This is a genomic window from Micromonospora sp. DT48 (assembly GCF_049844495.1).
Taxonomy (GTDB): Bacteria; Actinomycetota; Actinomycetes; order Mycobacteriales; family Micromonosporaceae; genus Micromonospora.
Window position 1 is genome coordinate 37,147 of record NZ_JBNCLE010000019.1, and the last position, 24,706, is coordinate 61,852.

Sequence of the window (24,706 nt, forward strand, 5' to 3'; positions counted from 1 at the left end):
GGTATCAGGTTGCGCGAATGTTGCCTCACTGTCAACGGGCCTCGATGCGCCGGGTGCCCCGGACGCACATGGGTGGGCCCGGCCGGGCGCGGTCGTGCCAGGATGAACGGCATGGCGCGGGGACCGGTGGCTTTCGTGCTCGGCGGCGGGGGCGTCCTGGGCGCGGTCGAGGTGGGCATGTTGCGTGCCCTTTTCCGGGCCGGGATCCGGCCCGACCTGGTGCTCGGCACGTCCATCGGCGCGGTCAACGGCGCTCTGGTGGCCGCCGACCCGACCGAGGCGGTGACCGACCGGCTGGTACGACTCTGGGCCTCCCCGGAGGCCAGCGAGGTGTACGGCGACTCGGTCGCCCGGCAGCTGCGGCGCTTCGCCGCCCGGACCTACCTGCACTCGCCCCGCCCGCTGCGCAAGTTGCTGGAGAACGAACTCGGCGCCGAGACCACCTTCGCCGATCTCAAGGTGCCGTTCCGCTGCTGTGCGGCGAACATCGAACGGGCCGCCGAGCACTGGTTCGTCGACGGCCCGGTGGTGCCGGCCGTCCTGGCGTCCGCCTCGGTGCCGGGACTGCTGCCGCCGGCCCGCATCGGTGACCAGCACTACGTGGACGGAGGAATCGTGAACTCCATCCCCATCGGCGAGGCGGTCGCGGCCGGCGCCGGCCGGATCTTCGTACTCCAGGTGGGTCGGATCGAGCGGGCGCTGGCACCGCCCCGGCGGCCCTGGGAGGTCGCCCAGGTCGCGTTCGAGATCGCCCGGCGGCACCGGTTCGCCCGGGAGATGGCCGCCGTGCCCGACGGCGTGGAGGTGCACGTGCTGCCGACCGGTGGGCTGCAACCGCGCGACGACAGCCCATGGGCGTACCGGGACATGGCGGCGGTCGGCCGACGGATCAGCCGGGCCTACTCGGCCTCCCGGCACTACCTGGCCAACCTGGACCGTTGATGCCGTTACCGCCGCGTTGGCTGCGCCGACTGCTGCTGGCACCCGGCGTGGTGTTGCTGGCGATGCTGCTGGTCACCACGGTGCCGCTGTGGGCCCTGTTGGCGCTCGCCGTGTCCCCGTTCTTCCCCGGGCACCTGCGTCCGCTGCGGCTGCTCTGGATCGGCTGCTTCTATCTCGTGTGGGACGCGGCGGCGTTGCTGTGCCTCTTCGCCCTCTGGGTGGGGTCCGGGTTCGGTTGGCGGGTACGCTCACCGGCCTTCCAACGGGCCCACTACGTGCTGGCCGGCTGGTTCCTGCGGGTGTTGTTCTGGCAGGCCCGGTGGACGCTGCGGCTGCGCGTCGACGTGGTCGGCACCGACCCGGACACGGCCCTGCCGGGCCGGCCCGAACTGGTGCTGTGCCGCCACGCCGGCCCGGGTGACTCGTTCATCCTGATCCACGCGTTGGTGAACTGGTTCCGCCGGGAGCCCCGGATCGTCCTCAAGGACACGCTCCAGTGGGATCCGGCGATCGACGTGCTGCTCAACCGGCTGCCGAGCCGGTTCATCGCGCCGGGCCGGGCCGACCAGGGCTCGCTGTCCGAACAGGTCGGCCATCTCGCCACCGGCCTGGACGACGACGACGCCTTCGTGATCTTTCCCGAGGGCGGCAACTTCACCCCGAAGCGCCGCCTGCGGGCCATCGCCCGACTGCGCGACCGTGGACACGAGCGGATGGCGGTGAAGGCCGAGGCGATGCGGCACGTGCTCGCACCGCAGCCAGGCGGTCTGCTGGCCGCGCTGGAGGCCGCGCCCGACGCCGGAGTGATCTTCGTGGCGCACACCGGTCTGGACCGGATGCTCACCGTCGCCGACGTGTGGCGCGAACTGCCCATGGACAAACAACTGGTGATGCGGTTCTGGTCGGTGCCCCCGGAGGAGGTCCCGACCGACCGGCAGCAGCGCATCGACTGGCTCTACGACTGGTGGAGTCGGATAGACGAGTGGATCGCGACCAACCACGACGACGCGACGTAGGGTGCGCTCGTGGAGCAGATCAGCGTGGTGACGACAGTGGTCGACGCGCGCTCGGTCGCCGATCTGCTGGCCGCCGCCGCGGTGGCCGGGCGGCTGGCGGCCTGCGCGCAGGTGGGTGGCCAGGTGGACAGCACATACTGGTGGCGGTCGGCGGTGGAGACCAGCACCGAGTGGTCGGTGCAGTTCAAGACCGCACTCGACCGGGTGGACGCGTTGGTCGATCAGTTGCGGGCCAGCCATCCCTACGAGGTGCCGGAGATCCTGGTCAGTCGGGTCGACTGCGGTGATCCCGGGTACGCGACCTGGGTCTTCGAGCACACCCGTCCCTGAGTACGCGCACTCTGTTGCCGGTGGCACCGGCCGACAAGGATGCTGGTGTGGACAACGCCTACCCCTGCCCGGCCTGCGGTTCCCCGGCCAATCTGAACTCCGGCTGCTCCGGCTGCGGCAGACCGCCACACCCGGCAGCCGCCGAGGTGATCCGGCTCGACCGGGAGATCGTCGTGTTGGGCGGCGAGGTGCAGCGGGCCCGTCAGGCGTACGAGGGGCTGCGCGGTCGGCTGGAGGCGGTACGGCGGCGGCGAGGCGAGTTGGCCGCCGCGATCCGGACGGAGTTCCCGGTGCCCGCCGTACCGCCGGTCGGTGGCGGGGCACCGGCTGTCGGCGGGTACGCGCGCCCGGTGCCGGTGGCGGCCTCCGCCGGACGGCCCGTCGAGGTGCCGGTTCGCCCGGGAGGTGCCGAAGCCTCCACGCGTACCGTGCAGGGCCTGCTCTTCGTGCTGGGTGGCCTGCTGCTCGGCACGGCGGCCACGGTCTTCGCGGCGGTGGCCTGGGCATCGGTCGGGGTGGCCGGTCGGGCGCTGATCCTGCTGGCGTTCACCGCGTTGCTGCTGGCGGTGCCACTGGTGGCCCGCTGGCGGGGGCTGCGCGGCACCGCCGAGACCTTCGCCGCCGTCGGGCTGCTGCTGGTGCTGCTCGACGGGTATGCCGCCTGGTCGGTCGACCTGTTCGCGGTGACCACCTGGCCGGGCAGCCGGTACGCCGCGCTGGTGGCGGTGGTCGGGGTGGCGGTGGCGGTCGGTTACGCCCGCCTCAGCCGCCTGGTGGTGCCGTGGTTCGCCGCATTGCTCGTCGCCCAGCCGGTGCTGCCGTTGTTCGCCGCCGAGGCGCGCCCGGAACCGGCCGGTTGGGCGGTGGTCTTCGTCGGGGTGGCGGTTGTCGACCTGGCGGTGGTGGTCGCCCTGCGGCAGCGCGCCGGTGTGGTCGCGGGCGAGGGGGCCGCGACGACACCGGCACTGCGGCTGGCCGGCACGGCGCTGGTCTGGATCGGGTTCGCCGGCTGGCTGCTGCTCGCCGCGGGTTGTGCGCTGGTGCCGCTGCTGGTCGGTCGGGCCGGTGGCGTACCGCTGCTGGCCGGCGGGCCGATGCTGCTGGTGGCGCTGACCGCGTTCGGCGCGGCGCTGCTGACCGGCGGTGACCCGGCCCGGACGTTGGCGGGTGGTGCGCTGGTGCCGGTGCTGGCCGGTGCGGTCGTCCGCCCGGTGGTGGCGGTGCGCCCCTCGGTGTGGCTGCTGGTGTCGGCGCTGGTCGTGGTGGGGCTGGCCGGCGCGGTACGGCTGCTTCCGAGTGGCTGGCGGACCGGTCCACGGGTGGGGGCGTTGCTGGTCGCCGGTGGCGCGGGAGCGCTGGCGGCGCTGACCGGGCTGATGCTGGCCGGCGCTGCCGTGGGCCGGTCGTTGCCGCCGTGGCGGGGGGCCGAGGCGGGGCCGGCCTTCGCCTGGGGTTGGCAGTTGCCGCTGGTGGTGGCGCTGTCCTCGGGGGCGGCGGCCCTGCTGCTGTCCCGGGTGGCTCGTCCGGCGGTGCTGCTGGTCGGTGTCGCCGCGACCGTGCTCGCGGTGCCGGTGGCCTGGGCCGCGCCCTGGCCGGCCGTGGTCGCGATCGACCTCGTGGTGGGGTCGGTGTTGCTGGTCACGGCGGTGGCTCGCCCGGCGCTGGCCACTCCGCTGGTGCTGATCTCGTCGGCCGCCGGTGCGGCGTTGCTCGGGCACGGGTTGTTGGTCGGCTTGGCCGAGCCCGCCGGTGCCGGTGTCGCCTGCGCGGTGATCGCGGCCGTCGGCGTCGGTGTGGCGGCCCTCGGTCGGCGCGGGGACCTGCCACGGCGGGTCGTGGCCGGGTGCGAGCTGGCCGCCACCGTACTCGTGGTCCCGGCGGGAGCGGCGATCACGATGATCGGCGTCGGCGCCCCGCCGTGGTGGCAGGCCCGAGCCGCGTTGGCCGCCGTCGCGCTGCCGGCGGTGGCGTTGCTCGCGCTGCCTCGGTCCTGGTCTGACCTGACCGGGTACGCCTCGACCGGGCTCGCCGTGGTGGCGGTGCTGACCGGCCTGTCGCCCCTGGTCGTACCGGGCGATGAGCGGGTGACGGTGTACGCGGCGGTGGCCGCGTCGCTCGTCGCGCTCGCCGGGTTCCGGGCCGGCCGGGCACGGCCGTTGTCGGTGGCCGGGTTGGGTCTGGCCGGGGTGGCGGTGCTGGCGGCCCTGCCGATGGTGGTGACCGCCCTGCTGACGCCGTACGGTCCGCCGCCGGCGGTTTGGTCCGGCGTGCCGACGGTCCAGCCGTCGCCGGGGGCGCTTCCGGTCGGCCTGGCCCTGCTGCTGCTGTCGTTGGCGGCCCTGATCGCCGGGCTCGCACCCGGGGACACCCCGACCGGTATGCGTGGTGTGTGGTGGCGGGCCGCCGGTCTGATGCTGCCCTTCGTGGCCGCCGCCGGTCTGGTGCTGCTGGTCGCCGCCGAGGTGCACTGGCCGGTGGTGCCGGCAGTGGCGCTGCTGGGCGGGGTGGCTGTGCTGGCGACCGCCGCACTGCGGGCCCCGGGTAGGGCGTTCGTCGGGACGGCCATCCCGGTCGGGTTGGTGCTGGCCGGGGGCGGGTTGCTCAACGTGCAGGCGACCCGGGCCGGCACTCTGGCTGCGGCGGGTCTGTTGGTGGTGGCGGCGACGATCGTCGGAGTGGGCGCACGTCACGTCACGGCACGTCTGCTCGGCTGGCTGGTCGCGGTGGCGGCGGCGACCGGGTTCGCGGTCACCGCCCCACTGGCCGCGGGGCAACCGCTACGGGTGGCGGCGTTCGCGGTGCTCGGTGTCGCCGCGCTCACCCTCGCGCTGGCCGCGACGCTGCCGTCGGGCCGGCCGAATCCGCCCGCCGCCGAGGCTGCCACGCGACCTGCGCCGGAGTCCCTGCTGAACCGGGTGCTGGACGCCGTCGCACAGGCGGTCGCGTTGCTCGCGCTGCTGCTCACCCTGGGTGCCCTTCGGCACGCCGCGACGGTCTGCGTGCTCTGGGGCGTCGCGATGGGCGTGCGGCTGTTGCGCCGGGGCGAGTCGACCGGTCGGCGTTGGCTCTTCGCCGGTATCGGCGGTGGCAGCGAACTGCTGGCCGTCTGGCTGCTGCTCGCAGCCGGCGGGGTGACCGTGCTGGAGGCATACACGGTCCCGGTGGCGGCGGTGGCACTGGTCGCTGGTGCGGTGGGGCTGCGTACCCGCGCGGGGTTGAACAGTTGGCTGGCGCTCGGCCCGGGCTTGGCGGCCGCGTTGCTGCCCAGCCTGAACAGCGTGTTGTTCGGGCCCGACCCGCAGCCCTGGCGGCGGCTGCTGCTCGGTGTCGCCGCGCTCGCCGTGACGCTGCTCGGCGCGGTGCGCCGGTGGCAGGCACCGGTGGTGCTCGGTGGAGGCACGCTCGGCCTGCTCGCCCTGCACGAGCTGGTGCGTAGCTGGGACCTGTTGCCCCGGTGGGCCTTCCTGGCCGCCGCCGGGCTGGCGTTGATCGGCTTGGCGACCACCTACGAGCGCCGTCGTCGCGACCTGCTCCGGCTGCGCTCTGCCGTGGGTCGTATGAGCTGACCAGGCTCCGCGGGTGCGGCACCGTGTGGTGCCATGCTGACGGCATTGTGGGCCATTAGAGCTTGGCGTGATGCCAAACACGTGCCAAGATGGTGCCATGGATGTCACCCCGTATGTGAGCAACCTCGGCCGCGAGTTCGCCACGCTCGCCGAAGCCGGCGGTGAGGATGCGCGTGCGCTGGTCGAGCGGCTGACCGGCTCGCTTGAGTCGGCGATCCGGATGACCCTGCTGGACGTGCTGTCGGCGGCAGCCGACGAGATCACCCGGGACATGGCTCCGGGCTCGGTGGAACTACGCCTGCGCGGTCGCGAGCCCGGTTTCGTGGTCAACCTGCCACCGGCCGAGCCGGACGGTGGGGCACCGACCGCGACGACCGCGGCGGACACCGCCGACGACCTGCTTGCTGCCGAGGACGGTCCGGTGGCACGCATCAACGTACGCATGCCCGAGCAGCTCAAGACGGCGATCGAGGAGGCTGCGGCGAAGGAGGGGCGCTCGGTCAACGCCTGGCTGGTCCGGTCGGCCGCCGCCGCACTGCAACGGCCCGACCGCGACCAGCGCACCACGCCACGCAGCAGTGCGAAACGAGCCAAACAGGGCCTGACCGGCTGGGTGCGCTGACCGCGCCGCTCGGCTTTCCACCTCACGCCCCCGATCTGCGGGGACGACCCAGCTACCCAGGAAGTGGGGACCACCATGCCTGTTTTCGACACGCCCGCAGCCATCTCCGTCTCGGTCGAGATCGGTGTCGGCAACGTACGCGTGACCGCCAGCGACCGGACCGACACGGTCGTCGAGGTCCGGCCGAGTGACGCGGCCGACGAGTCGGATGTGCAAGCCGCCGCCCAGATCCGGATCGACTACGCCGACGGCACGCTGCGCGTCACCGGGCCCCGGCGCGCCTTCGACCTCGCCAGGAAGACCAGGTCGGTCGACCTGACCGTCGAACTGCCCAGCGACTCCCGGCTCGACGCGCACCTGCTGCTGGGGGACGTCCGCGCTACCGGTCGGCTCGGCGAGTGCCGGGTCAAGACCACCGGCCACGTGTGGCTCGAACGGACCGGCTCGCTGCGCCTGCACACCGGATTCGGTCACCTCACCGCTGACGAGGTCACCGGCGACGCGCAGGTCTCCACCGGCTCGGGGAAGATCCAGATCGGCGAGATCGCGGGCACCGCGGAGGTCAAGAACTCCAACGGCGACACCACGATCGGTGCGGTCGGCGGCGACGTGCGGGTCCGTAACGCCAACGGTGCCATCGACCTCGCGCGGGCCGGTGCCGGCGTCGACGTGAAGACCTCCAACGGCAGCATCCACCTCCGTGAGGTGGTACGCGGTGAGGTCGTCCTCGCCACCGCCGCAGGCGACCTGGACATCGGTATCGCCGAAGGCACCGCCGCCTGGCTTGAGGTGCACACCAACTTCGGGCAGGTGCGCAACCTGCTCCAGGACGCCACCCGGCCGGAAGCCGGCGACAAGACGGTCGAGGTACGCGGGCGCACCTCCTACGGCGACATCACCGTCCACCGCGCCTGACCGCACCGGATCCGGAAGAAAAGATCATGACGGGTACCCGGTGGCCACCACCGGTCTCCGCCCGATGGGCCGGTCACCGCTGCGGTGGTATCGGCCGGCACCGGTAGGGTCTGGCCATGGCAGAGGTGCTCACCGCCGAGGCGGTGCGAAACGAGCTGGGTGGGCTGGCGGGCTGGTCGGGAGACCCCGCCGGGATCACCCGAACCGTGGAGCTGGCCAGCTTCCCGGACGCCATCGCGGTGGTCGACCGGGTCGCCGCCACGGCCGAGGAACAGGACCACCACCCCGACATCGACATCCGGTGGCCCACGGTGACCTTCCGCTGCACGACCCACTCGGCCGGCGGGGTCACCATGCGTGACATCCGGCTGGCCCGGCGGATCGACGAGATCGTGGAGGGTGCCCGATGAGGTTCGAGATCAGCAAGGTGCTGGACGCCATCGAGGGGCGGGTCTGCACCGACCCGCAACTGGCCCGTGCGGTGCTGGACCTGGCCGAGATCATCCGCTACCAGGATCTCGACGGCGGTCGTCCGGCCAGCTCGCTGCGGCTCGGCATGGTCATCGACGCGCTGGCGCGCAGCCTGGAGGAGGACAGCGTCCCGGTCTATGCGGTGGTGCACCGGGGGATGCTCTCCGACGCCGACCTCACCTCCAACGAGCGCATGGTGGTGCGCAGGTGGGCCGACGACGGTCTGGTGGAGGTGCTCGACAACCCTGGTGACCGGATGCTGGAGGTGGCCGACCTGCTCGGTCTGCCGGTGCTCAGCCGGGTCCGCTTCGACGGTCTGCGCGGACGGTTCCCCTGGTTGGTGGAGCAGCCGGGTCGGATCGTGGCGCCGGTGCCGGGTGCCGGTGGCCCGGTCTTCATCGCCCACGTCGGCGGCGGTCACACACCGCTCGCCGGTCCACCCGCACCGGCCGCCGCCAAGCTGCTGTCCCGCGAGTGGCGCTGCCCGGAGTCGGGCTGCACCCTGTTCGGCGGTGCCGGCGGCGGCGGTGCCTTCGCCGACCTGGCCCGGATCGACCGTGCGCCGACCGGGCAACCGCCGCCGTCGCTGCGCAACGGCGTACCCACCTGCCCCCGGCACGGCACGCGGCTGCGGGACGCCGGTCCCCGACCGCGCAGCGAGGTCCTCGCGGTACGCGTCGGTGGCCTGATCCGCCGTCGGTTCGTGGTCACCGAGGAACAGCCGGTGATGATCGGCCGCGCGCCGGAGGGCACCGGCGGCATCATGCTCGGCCAGTGGCTCAACGACGAGGCGCGGCGTTGGATCAGCCGTAACCACCTGCGGCTGGAACTGCGCGGCAGCGACATCGTCGCCATCGACGTCAGCACCAACGGCTCCGGCGTACGGCCGGGTGGCTCCATGGCGGAGGCGGACCGGATCCCGCTGACCCCGCAGCAGTCCCGGGTGCTCGGCGCCGGTGACATGGTGGAGCTGTACCCGGGCGTGCAGGTCGGCCGTCCGAGCGAGTTTCCGTCGGGAGCACCGTACAACCCGGACTCGGTGATGTCCGAGGCGCCGACCATGGCGATGCGCCTACCCCGCTGAGACCTGACCCCGGGTGGGCGTGCCCCGCACGCCCACCCGGACGGTACGACCGCTCAGCTGGCCAGGACGGCGGCCACCTGTGCCACCGCGTGGTCGATCTCCTCTTCGGTGATCACCAGCGGCGGGGCGAGTCGGATGGTCGAGCCGTGCGTGTCCTTGGCCAGTACCCCCCGCGCCATCAGCCGTTCGCAGGCCACCCGGCCGCTCATCAGCGACGGGTCGATGTCCAGACCGGCCCAGAGGCCCCGGCCGCGTACCGCGACCAGACCCTTGCCGATCAGCCCGCGCAGGCCGGTGTGCAGTCGCTCGCCCAACTCGGTGGAGCGGCGCTGGAACTCGCCGGTCGCCAGCAGCCGGACCACCTCGGTCGCCACCGCGCAGGCCAGCGGGTTGCCACCGAAGGTGGAACCGTGCTGGCCGGGGCGCAGGACGCCGAGTACGTCGGTGTCGGCGGCCACCGCGGAGACCGGCACGATGCCGCCGCCGAGCGCCTTGCCCAGCAGGTACATGTCGGGCACGACGCCTTCCTGCTCGCACGCGAACGTGGTGCCGGTGCGGCCCAGGCCGGACTGGATCTCGTCGGCGATGAACAGCACGTCGCGTTCGGTGCAGAGCCGTCGGACGCCCGGTAGGTAGCCCTCGGGCGGCACGACCACGCCCTGCTCGCCCTGGATCGGCTCCAGCAGCACGGCGACGGTGTGCTCGTCGATCGCCTCGGTCAGCGCGGCCAGGCCACCGTAGGGGACGATCCGGAAGCCCGGGGTGTACGGCCCGAAGTCGGCTCGGGCGTCGGAGTCGGTGGAGAAGCTGACGATGGTGGTCGTACGCCCGTGGAAGTTGCCCTCCGCGACCACGATGTTGGCCTGGTCGGCCGGCACCCCCTTGACCTGGTAGCCCCACTTGCGGGCCACCTTGATGCCGGTCTCGACAGCCTCGGCCCCGGTGTTCATCGGCAGCACCAGGTCCTTGCCGCACAGCGCCGCCAGCTCGCGGCAGAAGTCGGCGAACTGGTCGTGGATGAACGCCCGGCTGGTCAACGTCAACCGGTCGAGCTGGGCGTGCGCGGCGGCGATCAGCGTCGGGTGCCGGTGGCCGAAGTTCAGCGCCGAGTAGCCGGCCAGGCAGTCGAGGTAGCGCCGGCCGTCCACATCGGTCACCCAGGCGCCCTCGGCGGAGGAGATCACCACCGGCAGCGGGTGATAGTTGTGCGCGGTGTGCCGCTCCGCGTCCTGCACCGCGACAGGAGTCCGGAGCATGTCCTCGATCATCGGTTCGCCTTTCCCTGACGGAGTCGCAACGTGCAACACTTCGGGCCGCCGCCGGCCCGACGCAGCTCGGACAGGTCGACGCCGATCGGCTCGTAGCCCCGCTCGCGCAGCTTGGCGGCCAGGCCGGTGGCCTGCTCGGGCAGCACCACGTGCCGACCGTCGCTGACCGCGTTGAGGCCGAGCACCTCCGCGTCGGCCATGGTGGCGTGCACCGCGTCCGGGAAGAGTCGCCGCAGCACGGCCTGACTGCCGGGCGAGAACGCCTCCGGCAGGTACGCCACGGTGCGCTCGTCGAGCACGGTCAGCGCGGTGTCCAGGTGGTAGAAGCGCGGGTCCACCAGTTGCATGGTGACCACCGGGTACCCGAAGACCTCCTGGAGCTGGGCGTGCGAGGCGTGCGCGGTGCGGAAACCGGTGCCGGCGAGCAGGTGGTCGCCGGCCAGCAGGACGTCGCCCTCACCCTCGTTGACGTGCTTCGGGTCGTACATCTCGAAACCGGCGGCCTCGAACCAGGCGCGATACGCGGGGGCCTCGTCGGCGCGTTGCGGATCACGGAACTGCACCGCCATCGCCTTGCCGTCGATCACGGTGCCGCCGTTGGCGGCGAAGACCATGTCGGGCAGGCCCGGTACCGGAGTGATCTCCTCGACGGTGTGGCCCAGGTCCAGGTAGATCTGGCGTAGCCGCTCCCACTGGCGAACGGCGAGATCGACGTCGACCGGAGCGGTCGGGTCCATCCAGGGGTTGATCGCGTAGTCGACGGCGAAGTACGTCGGCCGGCACATCAGGAAGCGCTGGCGGGTGGCGTCCATCGTCATGAGTCCTGCTCCCAGGGTCGGGCGCGCCCGGCCACCGTCGGCCCACGGGCTGGCGCCGTGGCTCAACGGTATGCGGGCCCGACCGGCAGGATCCACCGCGAACCCTTGCATTCAGTGGCAGATCGTTGCGTATAACGCCTGCTTGGTGGCCGTTCATTGCGCGTGAGGCCGTCGACCCCGATCCGTGTCGGCGGCGGCCGGGCCGACCCCGGACACACGTCAGGGGCGGCGAATCGCCGCCCCTGACGAGCGTGTGCGTCCGACTGGTGAACCACCAGATGTGATCGGACTACGGTCGGTTCTTCACCGACCGGCTCGGTGAACCACCGGCGGGCCGAAAAGTGCCCACTACCAGCGATCGACAAACTGTGAATCAAGCCACTCACGGAAGCGCGCGACCAGGTCGCCGTCGGTGCTCGGCCAGTCGTACTGACCGGTCATCGCCAGCACGCCCAGGACCACCGCACCGAGGCCGAAGGCGATGCCCAGCAGCGCGTCGGACTTGCCGGCGATGTGCCGCCGACGGGTGGCGATCAGCCCGAGCACGGCGAGCACCGCCCCGAACGCGCCCAGCGCGATGCCGTACCCGGCGAGCGCGCCGGTGAGCACGAACAGGATGCCGCCGACGCCCACGATCAGGCCGAGCGTCGCCAGCAGACTGGCCCGTGGTCGCGGTCCGACCGGCGTCGCCGGGACGTCCCGGTTGGCGTCACCGGCGGGGCCCCGGTCCTCGTCGACCGGGTTGACCGGCCGATCGCTGTCGTCGATCCGCTCCCGGTCGGCGGTACGGCCCACTTCGGCCCGGTCGCCGTCGAGACGGGGGTCACGCTCGTCGACAGTCCGGTCGCGGTCCGCGGTCCCGGTGGTGGTACGGGCCCGGGAGGAGCCGTGAACGGTGGACCGTGCGGTGGCGGCCCGGGCCTCGGCGGCCCGTCGCGCGTCGGCCCGGCTGTCCGCCGAGTCATCCACGGTGGCCCGGCCAGCGGCGGTGCTGCCGTCGGCCGGTGCGCGGCGGGTGGTGCTGTCGGCGGCCGGTGTGCCGCCGTCGGAGCGGCCCTCGACGTCGGTTCGCCCGTCGGGACGGGTGTCGGTGGCGACCGTCCCGCCCCGACCGTCTGCCGGCGGCGTCGGTTCGTCCCGACGTGACAGCGAAGGAAATCTCATAGGTTCACCTCCTGATCGATGCGTGGACGGCGGCATCAGCCCCGTATCGCCAGCCACGCCACAACACCCCGGAGGTACCCCCACCCCGCTGCGCCGACACCCGTTCCCGCCACGCGGGAACAGGTGACTCAGCGAGGGCGGGTCAGGCAGGCCAGGGCGGAGGTGAGGAGGGCCAGGCGGCGGGGGCGGGAGACCAGGACGGGACGGCTGCGGACACAGCGCACGAGGATCTCCACGGCCCGCTCGACCGGGATCATCAACGGCCGGGACGAGCCCTTGGCCATCTTGGTGTCCACGAAACCGAACCGCACGGTGGTCACGTGCACGCCATGCCGCCGCAGCGCCGCCGACAGGCCCATCAGGTACGACGACAGCCCGGCCTTCGAACCCGCGTACCCGGGGGCCTCGCCGGAGACGAGCCGGTCGGCGAGGCTGGAGATCCCGATCAGGTGCCCCTCACCGGTGGCCAGCATTCTCGGCACCACCACGGCAGCGGTGCGTACCGCGCCCATCAGGTTGACCTCGAAGGTGCGCGTCTGCGTGTCCAGGTCGGTCGGGTCGACCGGCTCGCCGATGCCGGCGGCGTAGACGCACAGGTCCAGGCCGCCGAGTTCGTCGACCGCCTTGCCCAGCACCTGCGGATAGTCCGGCGCGGTGACGTCGACGGTGTGGTGGGTGTACGTCGGGACGATGATCGTGTTGTCCCGCCGGGACAGCCCGGTGACCAGCCAACCGTCGGCGAGGAGTCTGCGGGTGAACGCCAGCCCGATCCCGTCGCTGTTGCCGATCACCACCGCACGGCGCATCCGAACCGTCATGACCCACTGCCCCTATCGAGTCGACGTGGCGCCCGCCCGTGCCGGCGGCTCGACCGGCAATTGAACCAGACGGCGAGAAGGATTCCCTACCGTCGAGTAGCTCACGGCTCGATCGCTGCTCACCTGCCCGCTGGCTACGCTTGACGCGTGCCAGAGGGACACACCATCCATCGCCTGGCGGCCCGGCACGCCGAGTTGTTCGTCGGTGACAAGGTGCACGCCACCAGCCCGCAGGGGCGGTTCGCCGACGGTGCCGCGCTGATCTCCGGGACGGTGCTGGAGGGCACCGAGGCGTACGGCAAGCATCTGCTGCACCACCACGCCGGTGAGTTGGCGCTGCACGTGCACCTCGGCCTCTACGGCAAGGTCACCGATGGTGACGGTGAGCCGCCGGAGCCGGTGGGGCAGATCCGCCTCCGACTGACCAGCGACCGGCACTGGCTCGACCTGCGCGGCCCGACCGCCTGTGAGCTGCTCAGCCCGCCCGAGGTGGCGGCGCTGCGGGCCCGACTCGGCCCGGATCCGCTGCGCGCCGATGCCGACCCGGACCGGGCGTACGCCCGGATCTCGCGCAGCGCGACGCCGCTGGCCGCGCTGCTGCTGGACCAGTCGGTGGTGGCCGGCACGGGTTTGATCTTCGTGACCGAGGCGTTGTTCCGCGCGGGGCTGTCGCCGAGGCTGCCCGGCCGGGAGCTGACCCGGGCTGGCTGGCAGGTGCTCTGGGCCGATCTGGTGGAGCTGATGACACGCGCGGTCGCCACCGGCCGGATCGACACCGTCCGCGACGCCCACCTGCCCGAGGCGATGGGTCGCCCGGCCCGCGTCGACCGGCACGGCGGAGAGGTGTACGTCTACCGTCGCCCGGGCCAGCCCTGTCACGTCTGCCGCACGCCGGTCAGCCGAGGCACCATCACTGCCCGCAACCTCTACTGGTGCGCCACCTGCCAGGCCGCCTGAGACCCTGGGCGGATCGTGCCGCCCATCCGCCCGCAGGTGCCCGGCCAGGGTCCGCGCTACCCGACGAGCCAGCGGACCACCTCGACGTGGTCGGTGAAGACGCGGTCACCGTCGATGCTCCAGGCCGTGGTCTGAGCGATCGTCCAGCCGCGTACCCGGTCGCGGTCCAGCCCCAACTCGGCGCTGAGGCGGTCCAGTCGGCGACGGACGGCGGTCGGGGAGTGACCCAGCTCGGTACCGCGCACCATCGGCACCACCGAGAACTCCCGCTCGCCGAGCAGTGGCTTGGGGTCGATCACCAGCCACGGTTCGCGTGCCGCGCTGAGCACGTTGGCGGCGTGCAGGTCCTGGTTGACCAGGACCTGCTCACCCTGGCTGCCGGCCAGCGCACCGAGTAGGTCGAGCGCGAGATCGACCAGTCGCCGCTCGTACGGCCGTCCGGTGCGTTCCCACTTGACCGGCAGCCGGTCCGCCCAGCCGGCAGCCGCCTCCGTCAACGGCGTGAACGGCTCACCGGCCGGCACCCAGAGGCGGGGGAGCAGCGCCACCACGGCGTCGAGCGCCTCGTCGAGCGGTAACGCGTGCAACGGTGTGCCGGGGTCACAGCGCTCCACCAGCAGTGCCCGCAGGTCGGGGTCGTGGGCGAGCAGCCGGACGGCACCGTCGCCGTCCCAGTGGCGTAACGCGGTCGCCTCGTGCTCGCTCTCGGCGTCCGGAAACTGCACCTTGAGCACCGCCCGGGTGCCGTCCGGCAGGTCGGCCGGCATCGCCAGCGAGGCGAAGGCGTACCCGAAGGGCGCACCGAGCCGCAGCGACCAGCGTCGGGCACAGGTGGCCAACAGTTCCGGCAGCTCGGCCAACCACTGCGGACCGCCCGGCATGCCGTGCAACCAGGTCAACCCGTCGGGAATCCGCAGCACGCCGGTCATCGGCTCATCCTGGCCGAGCCCGACCTGACGGCACAACACGGCTCAACCGGCCGCACCCGGCTGTCCCCGCGGGTTGCCGCACGCGCACTCACCACCGCCGAACCCGCCATGCTCACCCTCAGCGCAGGCGGCGGATGTCGCCGTAGGCGCGATAGAAGCCGCCCCGGCCGGACTCGCGGACCTCGGTGACCAGGTAGCGCGCCCCGGGCTCGCGGATGCCCTTGGGGAACTGCACCGACCAGTCCGGGCGGTAGCCGCTGGAGAGCACGTGGACCCGCAGCCGCCCGCCCTGCTCGACACACTCGACCACCACGCCGCCGCCGGTGTCGCCGACCACCTCGACCTGGGTCACGGCGGCGGGCTCCGGCAACCGGGCCGGGGCCTTGACGTCGACCACCTCCGGCACGCTGCCCGCCTCCGCCGCCCGGATCGCCGGCTCGCTGGCGTCGATGCAGGCCAGGTGCCCGCTGGTGGTCACCACGTAGAGGCGCTGGTCGTGGTACTGCATGGAGTACGCCGAACCGCAGCCGGTGCCGAGCTTCCACAGCCGGGTGCCGTCGGCGGCGAAGCAGTAGATCGAGGACTGGCTGTCCCCGGCGAAGACGTAGCGGCCGTCGGAGGCGGTGGCGCAGGAGAAGACCGGCGCGTCGGCCCGGTAGGTCCGCGTCGCGGAACCGCCGTGCTTGCCGAGCCGGACGACCTCGCGGGTGGCGGTGCCGGCGAAGACGGCGTCGCGTTCCTGCCAGCCGAAGAGCACCGAGCCGGTGCGGGTGTGCCACAACTCCTGGCCGGTGCGCCAGTCGTAGCCGGTCACCCCCGCCGAGTCGCCGTGGTAGACGGCGTCGGCGTCGCAGCGCACCATCCAGGCCGACCGGCCGCGTCCTGCGCGTCGCCAGAGGAACTCGTCCTCGTGGTCGATGGCGGCGATCCCGCCGTCGGCGTCGGAGACACCCAGCACGCCGTCGTGGATGTCGAGCCAGTAGATGTCGATGTCGGGCACGATCGCGTACGCCACCCGGGGGATCTTGCCGGAGAGGTCGTAGACGTTGCCGTCGTCGCAGCCGGCGTAGATCCAGGCGTCGTCGGCGACGATGCACTTGACCCCGTCGGGGAGGCGGACCTGGTCGAGCACGCGGGCGTCGTGGTCGAGAGTGGTGATCACACCCTGCTCGTTGCCCACCATGCAGGTGCGCCCGTCGACGAAGATGCCGAAGGCCGGTGCGCCGGATTCGTACCGCCAGAGCACGGGGGCGGTGCGGGCGGTCGAGCGGGTGCTGACGATCTGCCGCCGGGAGACGGCCCGCTTCTGGCGTACGCCGGGCACCGCCGGGGCGTATCCCCTGCGGACCTTCTCGCCGATCTTCTTCGCGGCGGCGGCCCGGGCCCGCGCGTTGTCGGGGTAGCCGGTGCTCTTGACCTGGCCCTGGTCGCCGATCCGCCCGTAGCGCACAGTCATCGTGGTGTCATCGACCACCACCTCATAGAACTTGTGCGCTGAACCGTCCACTTCGGACAGCTCAAGGTAAGTCGTCTCCTGCGACATGGGTGTTCCTCCGAGGGGTTCGCGTCAGCCCTGACCGGGCGGCGCGTACACGCTAACCCCTGCCACTGACAGAACCGGGCGCGCGGGGATCGGCGGCGAGCGCGTCGACGGCCTTGCGGGCCGCGACCAGCACCGGATCCCAGACCGGGGCGTACGGCGGGGCGTAGCCGAGGTCGAGTGCGGTCATGTCGTCCACCGTCATCTTGTTCCACAGCGCCACGGCAAGGGTGTCGATCCGCTTCGCCGCCTCCGACCAGCCGACGATCTGGGCGCCCAGCAACCGCCCGCTCGGCCGCTCCGCGATCAGCTTCACCGTCATCTGCCGGGATCCGGGGTAGTAGCCGGCGCGGTTCGTCGACCGGGCGATCACCGAGACGAACTCGAATCCGGCCATCCGGGCCTCCCGCTCCCGCAGGCCGGTGCGACCCACCTCCAGCTCGCACACCTTCGTCACGGCGGTGCCGATCACTCCCGCGAAGGTGGCGTACCCGCCGCCGATGTTGATCCCGGCGACCCGGCCCTGCTTGTTGGCGTGGGTGCCCAGCGGCACGTGCACCGGCAGTCCGCTGACCTTGTGCAGGGTCTCCACACAGTCTCCGGCGGCCCACACGCCGGGCACCCCGGACACCCGCATCCGGCGGTCCACCCTGATCCCGCCGGTCGGCCCGAGCGGCAGGCCGGCAGCGGCGGCCAACTCGGTGTTCGGGCTCACGCCGAGACCGAGCACCACCAGGTCGGCCGGAATCGACCCCTGGTCGGTGACCACCTCGCAGACCCGGCCGTCGCGCTCCGTCAGCCCGGTGACCCGCACGCCGGTGCGGATGTCCACCCCCAGACCGCGCATCGCATCGGTGACCAGCCGGGCCATGTCCGGGTCGACGGTCGACATCGGCTGCTCGTCACGCTCGACCAGGGTGACCGACAGGCCGCGGCGAACCAGTGCCTCGGCCATCTCGACCCCGATGTAGCCGCCGCCGACCACCACCGCCCGCCGGGGCGGTGGGTCCGCCTCCAGCCAGGCACGCAGCGCCGAGCCGTCGTCGAGGGTCTGCACCCCGAACACGCCCGCCGCGTCGGTGTGCGCCCAGGCCGGCTTCTTCGGCACCGCCCCGGCGGCGTACATGAGGGTGTCGAACCGCTCGCGGACCTCGCCGCCGCCGTCCAGGTCGCGGGCGACCACCTCGCGACGGACCAGGTCGATCCCGACCACCTCGTGCCGCAGCCGCACGTCGATGGCGTAGTCCTCGCGGTGCGTGCGGGGCGACCGGGTCACCAGCTGCTCCCGGTCGGTGACCAGTCCGCTGATCCAGTACGGGATCCCGCAGGCCGAGTACGACGTGAAGTGCCCGCGTTCGAAGGCCACGATCTCCAGGTCGTCGGTGCCCCGGCGTCGACGCGCCTGCGCCGCGGCCGACATGCCGGCCGCGTCCGCGCCGATGACGATCAACCGTTCCGCCACGGCATCACCCTTCGTCAGGCCGGGCCCTCGCCCCGGGTCTGTCGTGCCACGTCCTCCACCACATCCTCCAACCGTCCGGTCCGCGCGTACACCGAACGCTGCCGTGCGGCGCCGCTGCCGTGCCAGCGCAGTCCCTCCAGCAGGCTGGTCACCTCGGCGAGGTCACCGTGTCGTTCCAGGGCCGGGCCGAGTCGCCCGACGAGCTGGTGCAGCACGTCCCACGCCGGCCGCAGTTCGCCGCTGGACAGGTCGACCGCCTCGCCCTCCAACCCGTCGTGGGCGGCCCGCCAGTGCGCGCCGACCAACAGGTGGTGGTCGGTGGGCAGCGGCGGCCGCCCGGCGGCGATGTCGTCGAGCGCGGTGGCCACCAGCCCACGGACCAGCGCGGCGACCAGGACCGCGTCGTCGACGGTCGGGCAGACGTCACCGATGCGCAGTTCCACCGTCGGATACTTGGCCGACAGGCGGGCGTACCAGTACAGCATCCCCTCGTCGAGCATCACGCCGCTGGCGATCAGCTGACGGATCAGTCGCTGGTAGTGCTCGTGGGAGACCAGGTAGGGCGTCGGCGCGACCGACGGCCAGCGCTCCCACTCGACCGACCGCCAACTGGCGTAGCCGGTGTCCGCTCCCCGGGAGAACGGCGAGTTGGCGGTGATCGCGTGCAGGATCGGCAGCCACGGCCGTACGTGGTTGAGCACCTGGACACCGGCGTCGGGGTCCGGCACACCGACGTGCACGTGCATCCCGTTGTTACCCGGCCCGGGCACCAGGAGCCGGAACCGGGCGAGCATCCGGTCGAAGCGGGGCTTGTCGACCACCGGGGGCACCGGTCCGTCGATCGGTCCGGTGCCGATCGCCAGCAGTCGGGCACCGGCCCGCTCGGCGGCGTCGGCGAGCGCGGAGCGGAGCAGGCCGAGCGAGTGCCGGATCGAGGAGAGTTCCAATCCGGGTGGGCTGCCGATCTCGATCTGACTGGTCTGGAACTCCCGCTCGATCTGTCCCCGCAGTTCGGCGGGGACCTGCTCCAGCACCGCCTCGACGGCCGGCGTCGCCGCCCCGGAGTCCGGGTCGACGAGCAGGAACTCCTCCTCGACACCCACGGTGAGGAGGTCGGTTGACTCAGTCGTCGGTTCGGGGGCCGTCGCCGTCTGCCTGACCATCACTACCACCGTCCACTCCTGCCGGTGGCGGGCTGTCCGCACCGGGTCGGCGGGCAATTACCCCCAGTGGTGGTACCCGGAAACGCCCGCCTGCGTGGCGCCGGGCGTTCGATCGTCGAGCGGGTCGTATCGATCGACATTGACAACTGCCTGGGTGAGACGTACAACTCCTGAGAGAGCGCTCTCTCATTCCCGTCCCGCAGAGAGGCAAACCCCATGACACCTGCCCCGGCGGCACCCGCCGCCCTGCCTGCGCGACGCCGGCTACCGCTGGCGTTAGCCCTGGTCACCGCCCTCACCGCCGGTCTGGCCGGGCTCACCACCACCGCGGACGCCGCCGTGCCACCACCACCGTCGGGTTGGAGCCTGGTGTGGAGCGACGACTTCACCGGCGCCGCCGGCACCCTGCCGTCCGCCAGTAACTGGATCATCGACACCGGCACCAGCTACCCGGGTGGGCCGCCCAACTGGGGCACCGGCGAGATCCAGACGTACACGAACAGCACCGCCAACGTCAGCCACGACGGGGCCGGCAACCTGCGGATCACCCCGCTGCGCGACGGCGCCGGACGCTGGACCTCGGCCCGCATCGAGACCGTACGTAGCGACTTCAAGGCCCCGGCCGGTGGGGTGCTGGCCATCGAGGGCCGCCTCCAGATGCCCAACGTCACCGGCGCCGCCGCGATGGGGTACTGGCCGGCGTTCTGGGCGCTCGGTTCGCCGTACCGGGGCAATTACCACAACTGGCCGGGCATCGGCGAGTTCGACGTGATGGAGAACGTCAACGGGCTCAACACGGTCTGGGGTGTGCTGCACTGCGGTGTCGCACCGGGCGGGCCCTGCGACGAGTTCAACGGCATCGGCGGCTCCCGGGCCTGCCCCGGCAGCACCTGTCAGTCGGCGTTCCACACCTACCGCTTCGAGTGGGACGCCTCGGTGAGCCCGCAACAGCTGCGCTGGTACGTCGACGGGCAGCTCTACCACACGGTGAGCCAGAACCGGGTCGGTGAGCCGTACTGGTCGCAGATGACCAGCCACGCCGGATACTTCCTGCTGCTGAACGTGGCGATGGGTGGGGCCTTCCCGGACGGGGTCGCGGGCAGCGCCACCCCCACCTCGGCCACCGTGCCCGGTCGGCCGATGCTTGTCGACTACGTGGCCGTCTACAGCCGGGGTGGCGGCAGTACGCCGCCCACGACGTCGCCGCCGACCACGCCGCCGCCGGGCGGCGTGCGGGACGCGTACGCGACCATCCAGGCGGAGTCCTTCAACGCCCAGAGCGGCGTGATCGTCGAGGCGTGCTCCGAGGGTGGGCAGAACATCGGGGCGCTGCGCAACGGTGACTGGGTGCGCTACGACAACGTCGAGTTCGGCTCCAGTGGGCCGCGCGACTTCGTGGCCCGGGTCGCCTCCGGCGCGGCGGGAGGCATCAGTGGCCTGGTGGAGGTGCGGGTGGACAGCCCGACCAGTCCACCGATCGGCAGCTTCGCCATCGCCAACACCGGTGGCTGGCAGAGCTGGCGTTCGGTGCCCGGCAACGTCTCCGGGGTGACCGGGCGACGCACGGTCTACCTCACCTTCACCAGCGGTCAGCCCAACGACTTCGTCAACGTCAACTGGTTCCACTTCCGCCGCTGAGGTGCAAGGAAGGGCCCCCTACTAACGCCTGCGGTAGAGGAGGGGGCCCTTCCTAACAGTCACGAACGCTGGTGCTGGCGGTGATCGGCGCGCTGGCCTTCGACCTGCCCGCCAGCCCCTACTGGGACGCGCTGCTGACCTCAGACGGTCAGCGGTACACCTTCACTGTGACAACAACGCCGCGTACGCCCAGGGGACGGTCGACTTCATCGTCGCGCTGGCCTGCATCCAGTTGGCGGCGGGGCTGCGCCCCGACCAGGTCGGGCTCGGCCTGCCGACCGGATCCGGGGCGGCCGGTGGCGGCATAGTCCCGCCCAGCGTGGTCAACGCCGCGCTGGACTGCCTCGCCGGGGGCACCAACTGCGGCGGCTTCCGCCCGCCGCGCACCTACCCCGGCCTGCGGGGCGCGATGACCTGGTCGATCAACTGGGACGTCACCAACGGCAACTCCTTCGCCCGTACCGTCGCCCCGCACCTGCGCACCCTGCCCGACTGACCACGAGCCCCCGCCCCCGGCCGCGTTGACCATGGGTCGCGCCTCGGGCGACGGCCCGTGGTCAACCGGCGGGGTGGCGGGTGATCAGGAGACAGGGGAGCGGCGGCGACGACGGACCTTCTTGACCGCCCACGAGGCGATCATGAGGACGATCAGGGCGATGATCCCGTAGTCGAACCAGGAGCTGTAGCGGTCGATCTGGTGCCAGCGGGAACCGAGGGCATAGCCGAGGCCGATGAAGAGCCCGTTCCAGATGCCGCTGCCCAGCGTGGTGAGGGTGACGAACTCGACCAGCGGCATCCGGTTCGCCCCGGCCGGTACCGACACCAGGCTGCGTACCACCGGTGCCATCCGGCCGAAGAACACCGCCCAGCGGCCGTACCGCTCGAACCAGCGGTCCGCCTTCTCCAGGTCGTCCAGGTCGACCAGGGGCAACCGGTCCAACCACCGTTTGAGGCGGTCCTCGCCGAGGGCGGCGCCGAGCCAGTAGAGGACCAGCGCGCCGAGCACCGAGCCGACGGTGGCGGCGACGGTCACCACCGCCAGGTTGAACCGACCCTCGCTGGCCAGATACCCGGACATCGCCAGGACGATCTCGCTCGGGATGGGCGGGATGATGCTCTCCAGGGCGACCAGCAGGGCCACTCCCACCGCGCCGCCCGCCTCGATCACCCCGGCGATCCAACCGGTCAGCCCGCCGACCTGGGCGGGATCGACGTCCTGGGCGAGCGCCATGATGAAGCCTTTCGCGGGTCCGGCGTAGACCTCGCTGTTACCCGCCGAGATCCCGCCGCACACCGACCGCCGCCGCCGTCACCGCCGCCGCCGTCACCGTCGCCGTCACCGTCGCCGCCGTCGCCGCCGTCACCGCTGCCGCGCGCCGGACGCCGACCCCGGGCGGGTTTGCCGAAGTCGCGGCCGGGAGAACGTACGGGGGCATGTCTGACAGGTGGTACTCGGAGGCGGTCGTGTACTGCCTCGACATCGACACATACGCGGACTCCGACGGTGACGGGGTGGGTGACATCCAGGGCCTGATCGGTCGGCTGGACTACCTGGCCCGGCTCGGCGTGACCTGCCTCTGGCTACACCCCATCCACCCCTCGCCCAACAACGACGACGGCTACGACGTGACCGACTTCTACAACGTCGACCCCCGGTTCGGGACCCTGGGCGACTTCGCCGAACTGCTGCACCAGGCCGGCAACCGGGGCATCCGGGTGGTCATCGACCTGGTGGTGAACCACACCTCCGACCAGCACCCGTGGTTCGTCTCCGCCCGATCGTCGCCGGACTCGCCGTACCGCGACTGGTACGTCTGGTCCGACCAGGAGCCGGCCGACCGGCACCAGGGCATGGTCTTCCCCGGGGAGCAGCACGAGACCTGGACCTACGACCGGACCGCGAAGGCCTGGTACTACCACCGGTTCTACAAGTTCCAGCCCGACCTCAACACCACGAACCCGGCGGTACGCGCCGAGATCAAGAAGATCATGTCGTTCTGGATTCAGTTGGGTGTCGCCGGATTCCGGATGGACGCGGTGCCGTTCATCATCGAGCGCACCGAGCCGGGCGACCCGAATCCGGAACTGGACTTCGAGTTCCTCACCGAGTTGCGGCAGCACGTGCAGTGGCGGCGCGGGGACGCCGTCCTGCTGGCTGAGGCGAACGTCGAGCCCGACAACCTGCCCGCCTTCTTCGGCGACAGCGGCGGCTCGGCGAACCGGGTGCACATGCTCTTCGACTTCATGCTCAACGGGCGGCTGATGCTGGCCCTCGCCCGGCAGGACCCGGAGCCGGTGATCGAGGCGCTGCGGGACACCCCGGCGCTGCCCGAGGGTGGGCAGTGGGCGACGTTCCTGCGCAACCACGACGAGATCGACCTGTCCCGGCTCACCGCCGAACAGCGCAATCAGGTGTACGCGCAGTTCGGCCCCGAGGAGCACATGCGTATCTACGACCGGGGCATCCGCCGCCGGTTGGCACCGATGCTCGGCAACGACCGGCGGCGCATCGAGTTGGCGTACTCCCTCCAGTTCAGCCTGCGCGGCACGCCGGTGCTGCGCTACGGCGAGGAGATCGGCATGGGGGAGGACCTGTCGTTGCCCGGCCGGGAGGCCATCCGTACCCCGATGCAGTGGTCGAACCAGGCCAACGCCGGCTTCTCCACCGCGGAGCCGGAGAAGCTCGTGCGCCCGGTCGTCGACAAGGGCGAGTTCGGGTACGAGAAGGTCAACGTCACGCTTCAGCGTCGGGACCGCAGCTCGCTCCTGGCCTGGTTCGAGCGGATGATCCGCACCATGCGGGAGGCCCCGGAGATCGGCTCCGGCTCCACCTCGCACGTCGACGTGCCGATGCCACCGGGGGTGCTGGCGCACCGGGCTGACGGCCCGACGGGAACGATGGTGTTCCTGCACAACCTCGGCACCATCGACGCCGAGATCGACCTGAGCCTGCTGCAACCGGAAGCGGACCTCCCCATCGACGTGCTCGCCGACCGCAACTACGACGACGTGGGCAAACTGGACAAGTTGCAGCTGTCCGGCTACGGCTACCGCTGGATCCGGCTCTGCCGGTCCTGGTCGTCCTGAGCGCGGTGCCGGTCGCCCCGTCGGCGTGGTCCGCCGACCTCCGGGCGGGGCGGGCCGGTCCGGAGGCCGGGATCGATGGGGGCCATGCCGCCCCGGGGTGGGTTACGCTCCTGCGGTCGAGCCAAGTTACCGGGAGGTAGGCATGTCGGAGGGGCAGCGGGTCGCGATCGTGACCGGGGCGGCACGGGGAATCGGCGCGGCCACCGCGAAACGGTTGGCGGCCGACGGGCTGGCGGTGGCCGTGGTCGACATCGAGGAGTCGGCGACGAAGGAGACCGTGGACGCCATCGCCGCGGCCGGCGGTCGGGCGCTCGGCGTCGGCGCGGACGTGTCGGAGCGGGCCCAGGTGGAAGCCGCCGTGGACCGGGTGGTCGCCGAACTCGGCGCGCCGACCGTGTTGGTCAACAACGCGGGTGTGCTCCGGGACAACCTACTGTTCAAGATGACCGACGCCGACTGGGACACCGTCCTGGGCGTACACCTGCGCGGGGCGTTCCTGTTCAGCCAGGCCGCGCAGAAGCACATGGTCGAGGCGCGCTGGGGTCGCATCGTCAACCTCTCCAGCACCTCCGCGCTGGGCAACCGGGGCCAGGCCAACTACTCCGCCGCCAAGGCCGGTATGCAGGGCTTCACCAAGACCCTCGCCATCGAGCTGGGCCCGTTCGGGGTGACCGTCAACGCGGTCGCGCCCGGATTCATCGTCACCGACATGACCGCCGCCACCGCCGCGCGGATGAAGGTGGACTTCGAGGCCATGCAGAAGCACGCGGAGTCGGAGATCCCGGTGCGCCGGGTGGGCCGTCCCGAGGACGTGGCCCACACCATCTCGTTCCTGGTCAGCGAAGGGGCGTCCTTCGTGTCCGGCCAGGTCGTCTACGTCGCCGGTGGGCCCCGGGACTGACCGGCCCCGCACACC

At 72.0% G+C, this 24,706-nt stretch carries 21 protein-coding genes and 1 pseudogene; 13 read left to right on the forward strand and 9 right to left on the reverse strand.

All coding sequences use genetic code 11. The features are described 5' to 3' along the window. Positions 1-111: 111 nt before the first annotated feature. The 8 genes from ACLQ2S_RS21795 to ACLQ2S_RS21830 all read left to right on the forward strand — a co-directional run bounded on the left by ACLQ2S_RS21795 (position 112) and on the right by ACLQ2S_RS21830 (position 8,946). Positions 112-942, forward strand: coding sequence for a patatin-like phospholipase family protein (locus ACLQ2S_RS21795; protein ID WP_155214708.1), 831 nt, complete (start codon positions 112-114; stop codon positions 940-942). Beyond that, positions 942-1,958: a 1-acyl-sn-glycerol-3-phosphate acyltransferase gene (locus tag ACLQ2S_RS21800; protein WP_155214709.1), complete on the forward strand. Its 1,017-nt coding sequence runs from the start codon at positions 942-944 to the stop codon at positions 1,956-1,958. Before ACLQ2S_RS21795 ends, ACLQ2S_RS21800 begins: the two co-directional genes overlap by 1 nt. 9 nt (positions 1,959-1,967) lie before the next feature. Further along, positions 1,968-2,288 (forward strand): divalent-cation tolerance protein CutA, encoded by a 321-nt coding sequence (gene cutA, locus ACLQ2S_RS21805; protein WP_309222559.1) that lies wholly within the window; start codon positions 1,968-1,970, stop codon positions 2,286-2,288. 20 nt (positions 2,289-2,308) lie between these two features. Continuing rightward, positions 2,309-5,854, forward strand: a complete 3,546-nt coding sequence (locus ACLQ2S_RS21810) for an SCO7613 C-terminal domain-containing membrane protein (RefSeq protein ID WP_425702537.1) — start codon at positions 2,309-2,311, stop codon at positions 5,852-5,854. Between the two features lie 97 nt (positions 5,855-5,951). Continuing rightward, positions 5,952-6,476, forward strand: coding sequence for a DUF1778 domain-containing protein (locus ACLQ2S_RS21815; RefSeq protein WP_155214711.1), 525 nt, complete (start codon positions 5,952-5,954; stop codon positions 6,474-6,476). A 75-nt stretch (positions 6,477-6,551) separates the two neighbouring features. Next, on the forward strand, positions 6,552-7,391 hold the full coding sequence (locus ACLQ2S_RS21820) for a DUF4097 family beta strand repeat-containing protein (protein WP_425702539.1): 840 nt from the start codon (positions 6,552-6,554) through the stop codon (positions 7,389-7,391). Between the two features lie 116 nt (positions 7,392-7,507). After that, entirely contained in the window at positions 7,508-7,801 is a 294-nt protein-coding gene (locus ACLQ2S_RS21825; protein ID WP_425702541.1) for a 4a-hydroxytetrahydrobiopterin dehydratase, read from the forward strand. Then, a complete protein-coding gene (locus tag ACLQ2S_RS21830) occupies positions 7,798-8,946 on the forward strand; it encodes an FHA domain-containing protein (RefSeq protein WP_155214714.1) in 1,149 nt (382 codons plus the stop codon). Before ACLQ2S_RS21825 ends, ACLQ2S_RS21830 begins: the two co-directional genes overlap by 4 nt. 53 nt (positions 8,947-8,999) lie before the next feature. On the opposite strand, the gene rocD is transcribed toward ACLQ2S_RS21830, so the two are convergent. From rocD to ACLQ2S_RS21850, 4 genes are all read right to left on the reverse strand, one after another. After that, the gene (rocD, locus tag ACLQ2S_RS21835) at positions 9,000-10,214 is read right to left on the reverse strand and encodes an ornithine--oxo-acid transaminase (RefSeq protein ID WP_155214715.1); all 1,215 of its coding nucleotides are present in this window, start codon (positions 10,212-10,214) and stop codon (positions 9,000-9,002) included. Further along, complete coding sequence (gene ddaH, locus ACLQ2S_RS21840; protein ID WP_196222438.1) at positions 10,211-11,026, reverse strand: dimethylargininase; 816 nt, start codon at positions 11,024-11,026, stop codon at positions 10,211-10,213. The genes rocD and ddaH overlap by 4 nt, the downstream gene beginning before the upstream one ends. 354 nt (positions 11,027-11,380) lie before the next feature. Next, positions 11,381-12,196, reverse strand: a complete 816-nt coding sequence (locus tag ACLQ2S_RS21845) for a thrombospondin (RefSeq protein ID WP_425702544.1) — start codon at positions 12,194-12,196, stop codon at positions 11,381-11,383. Positions 12,197-12,324: 128 nt separating this feature from the next. Then, positions 12,325-13,014 (reverse strand): SDR family NAD(P)-dependent oxidoreductase, encoded by a 690-nt coding sequence (locus ACLQ2S_RS21850; protein ID WP_155214718.1) that lies wholly within the window; start codon positions 13,012-13,014, stop codon positions 12,325-12,327. Between the two features lie 147 nt (positions 13,015-13,161). Between ACLQ2S_RS21850 and ACLQ2S_RS21855 the strand changes: the two genes are divergently transcribed. Next, on the forward strand, positions 13,162-13,971 hold the full coding sequence (locus ACLQ2S_RS21855) for an Fpg/Nei family DNA glycosylase (RefSeq protein ID WP_309222561.1): 810 nt from the start codon (positions 13,162-13,164) through the stop codon (positions 13,969-13,971). 56 nt (positions 13,972-14,027) lie between these two features. Here the strand turns inward: ACLQ2S_RS21855 and ACLQ2S_RS21860 are convergent, their stop codons facing one another. The 4 genes from ACLQ2S_RS21860 to ACLQ2S_RS21875 all read right to left on the reverse strand — a co-directional run bounded on the left by ACLQ2S_RS21860 (position 14,028) and on the right by ACLQ2S_RS21875 (position 19,065). Next, positions 14,028-14,900 (reverse strand): aminoglycoside phosphotransferase family protein, encoded by an 873-nt coding sequence (locus ACLQ2S_RS21860; RefSeq protein WP_230462225.1) that lies wholly within the window; start codon positions 14,898-14,900, stop codon positions 14,028-14,030. 118 nt (positions 14,901-15,018) lie between these two features. Next, entirely contained in the window at positions 15,019-16,443 is a 1,425-nt protein-coding gene (locus ACLQ2S_RS21865) for a WGR domain-containing protein (RefSeq protein WP_155214719.1), read from the reverse strand. Between the two features lie 52 nt (positions 16,444-16,495). Beyond that, the gene (locus tag ACLQ2S_RS21870) at positions 16,496-17,902 is read right to left on the reverse strand and encodes an FAD-dependent oxidoreductase (RefSeq protein WP_309222562.1); all 1,407 of its coding nucleotides are present in this window, start codon (positions 17,900-17,902) and stop codon (positions 16,496-16,498) included. Between the two features lie 14 nt (positions 17,903-17,916). After that, positions 17,917-19,065, reverse strand: coding sequence for a carboxylate-amine ligase (locus ACLQ2S_RS21875; protein WP_425702548.1), 1,149 nt, complete (start codon positions 19,063-19,065; stop codon positions 17,917-17,919). Between the two features lie 216 nt (positions 19,066-19,281). Here ACLQ2S_RS21875 and ACLQ2S_RS21880 point away from each other — a divergent pair, with 216 nt between their 5' ends. Next, complete coding sequence (locus tag ACLQ2S_RS21880; protein WP_155214721.1) at positions 19,282-20,703, forward strand: carbohydrate-binding protein; 1,422 nt, start codon at positions 19,282-19,284, stop codon at positions 20,701-20,703. Between the two features lie 148 nt (positions 20,704-20,851). Continuing rightward, positions 20,852-21,199: pseudogene (locus tag ACLQ2S_RS21885) on the forward strand (cellulose-binding protein); the annotation flags it as partial. 84 nt (positions 21,200-21,283) lie between these two features. On the opposite strand, the gene ACLQ2S_RS21890 reads toward ACLQ2S_RS21885, so the two are convergent. Further along, complete coding sequence (locus ACLQ2S_RS21890) at positions 21,284-21,934, reverse strand: DedA family protein (RefSeq protein WP_155214723.1); 651 nt, start codon at positions 21,932-21,934, stop codon at positions 21,284-21,286. Between the two features lie 203 nt (positions 21,935-22,137). On the opposite strand from ACLQ2S_RS21890, the gene ACLQ2S_RS21895 reads away from it, so the two are divergent. Further along, the gene (locus ACLQ2S_RS21895) at positions 22,138-23,790 is read left to right on the forward strand and encodes an alpha-amylase family protein (protein ID WP_425702551.1); all 1,653 of its coding nucleotides are present in this window, start codon (positions 22,138-22,140) and stop codon (positions 23,788-23,790) included. Positions 23,791-23,932: 142 nt separating this feature from the next. Beyond that, positions 23,933-24,691, forward strand: coding sequence for a 3-oxoacyl-ACP reductase FabG (fabG, locus tag ACLQ2S_RS21900; protein ID WP_155214725.1), 759 nt, complete (start codon positions 23,933-23,935; stop codon positions 24,689-24,691). Positions 24,692-24,706: the final 15 nt, after the last annotated feature.

What these genes read in the sequence shown, in the direction of transcription:
- ACLQ2S_RS21795 (WP_155214708.1), top strand. Translation starts at nt 112, where the DNA reads ATGGCGCGGGGACCGGTGGCTTTCGTGCTCGGCGGCGGGGGCGTCCTG.
- ACLQ2S_RS21800 (WP_155214709.1), top strand. Translation starts at nt 942, where the DNA reads ATGCCGTTACCGCCGCGTTGGCTGCGCCGACTGCTGCTGGCACCCGGC.
- ACLQ2S_RS21815 (WP_155214711.1), top strand. Translation starts at nt 5,952, where the DNA reads ATGGATGTCACCCCGTATGTGAGCAACCTCGGCCGCGAGTTCGCCACG.
- ACLQ2S_RS21820 (WP_425702539.1), top strand. Translation starts at nt 6,552, where the DNA reads ATGCCTGTTTTCGACACGCCCGCAGCCATCTCCGTCTCGGTCGAGATC.
- ACLQ2S_RS21825 (WP_425702541.1), top strand. Translation starts at nt 7,508, where the DNA reads ATGGCAGAGGTGCTCACCGCCGAGGCGGTGCGAAACGAGCTGGGTGGG.
- ACLQ2S_RS21830 (WP_155214714.1), top strand. Translation starts at nt 7,798, where the DNA reads ATGAGGTTCGAGATCAGCAAGGTGCTGGACGCCATCGAGGGGCGGGTC.
- rocD (WP_155214715.1), bottom strand. Translation starts at nt 10,214, where the DNA reads ATGATCGAGGACATGCTCCGGACTCCTGTCGCGGTGCAGGACGCGGAG.
- ddaH (WP_196222438.1), bottom strand. Translation starts at nt 11,026, where the DNA reads ATGGACGCCACCCGCCAGCGCTTCCTGATGTGCCGGCCGACGTACTTC.
- ACLQ2S_RS21845 (WP_425702544.1), bottom strand. Translation starts at nt 12,196, where the DNA reads ATGAGATTTCCTTCGCTGTCACGTCGGGACGAACCGACGCCGCCGGCA.
- ACLQ2S_RS21850 (WP_155214718.1), bottom strand. Translation starts at nt 13,014, where the DNA reads ATGACGGTTCGGATGCGCCGTGCGGTGGTGATCGGCAACAGCGACGGG.
- ACLQ2S_RS21860 (WP_230462225.1), bottom strand. Translation starts at nt 14,900, where the DNA reads ATGACCGGCGTGCTGCGGATTCCCGACGGGTTGACCTGGTTGCACGGC.
- ACLQ2S_RS21865 (WP_155214719.1), bottom strand. Translation starts at nt 16,443, where the DNA reads ATGTCGCAGGAGACGACTTACCTTGAGCTGTCCGAAGTGGACGGTTCA.
- ACLQ2S_RS21875 (WP_425702548.1), bottom strand. Translation starts at nt 19,065, where the DNA reads ATGGTCAGGCAGACGGCGACGGCCCCCGAACCGACGACTGAGTCAACC.
- ACLQ2S_RS21880 (WP_155214721.1), top strand. Translation starts at nt 19,282, where the DNA reads ATGACACCTGCCCCGGCGGCACCCGCCGCCCTGCCTGCGCGACGCCGG.
- ACLQ2S_RS21890 (WP_155214723.1), bottom strand. Translation starts at nt 21,934, where the DNA reads ATGGCGCTCGCCCAGGACGTCGATCCCGCCCAGGTCGGCGGGCTGACC.
- ACLQ2S_RS21895 (WP_425702551.1), top strand. Translation starts at nt 22,138, where the DNA reads ATGTCTGACAGGTGGTACTCGGAGGCGGTCGTGTACTGCCTCGACATC.
- fabG (WP_155214725.1), top strand. Translation starts at nt 23,933, where the DNA reads ATGTCGGAGGGGCAGCGGGTCGCGATCGTGACCGGGGCGGCACGGGGA.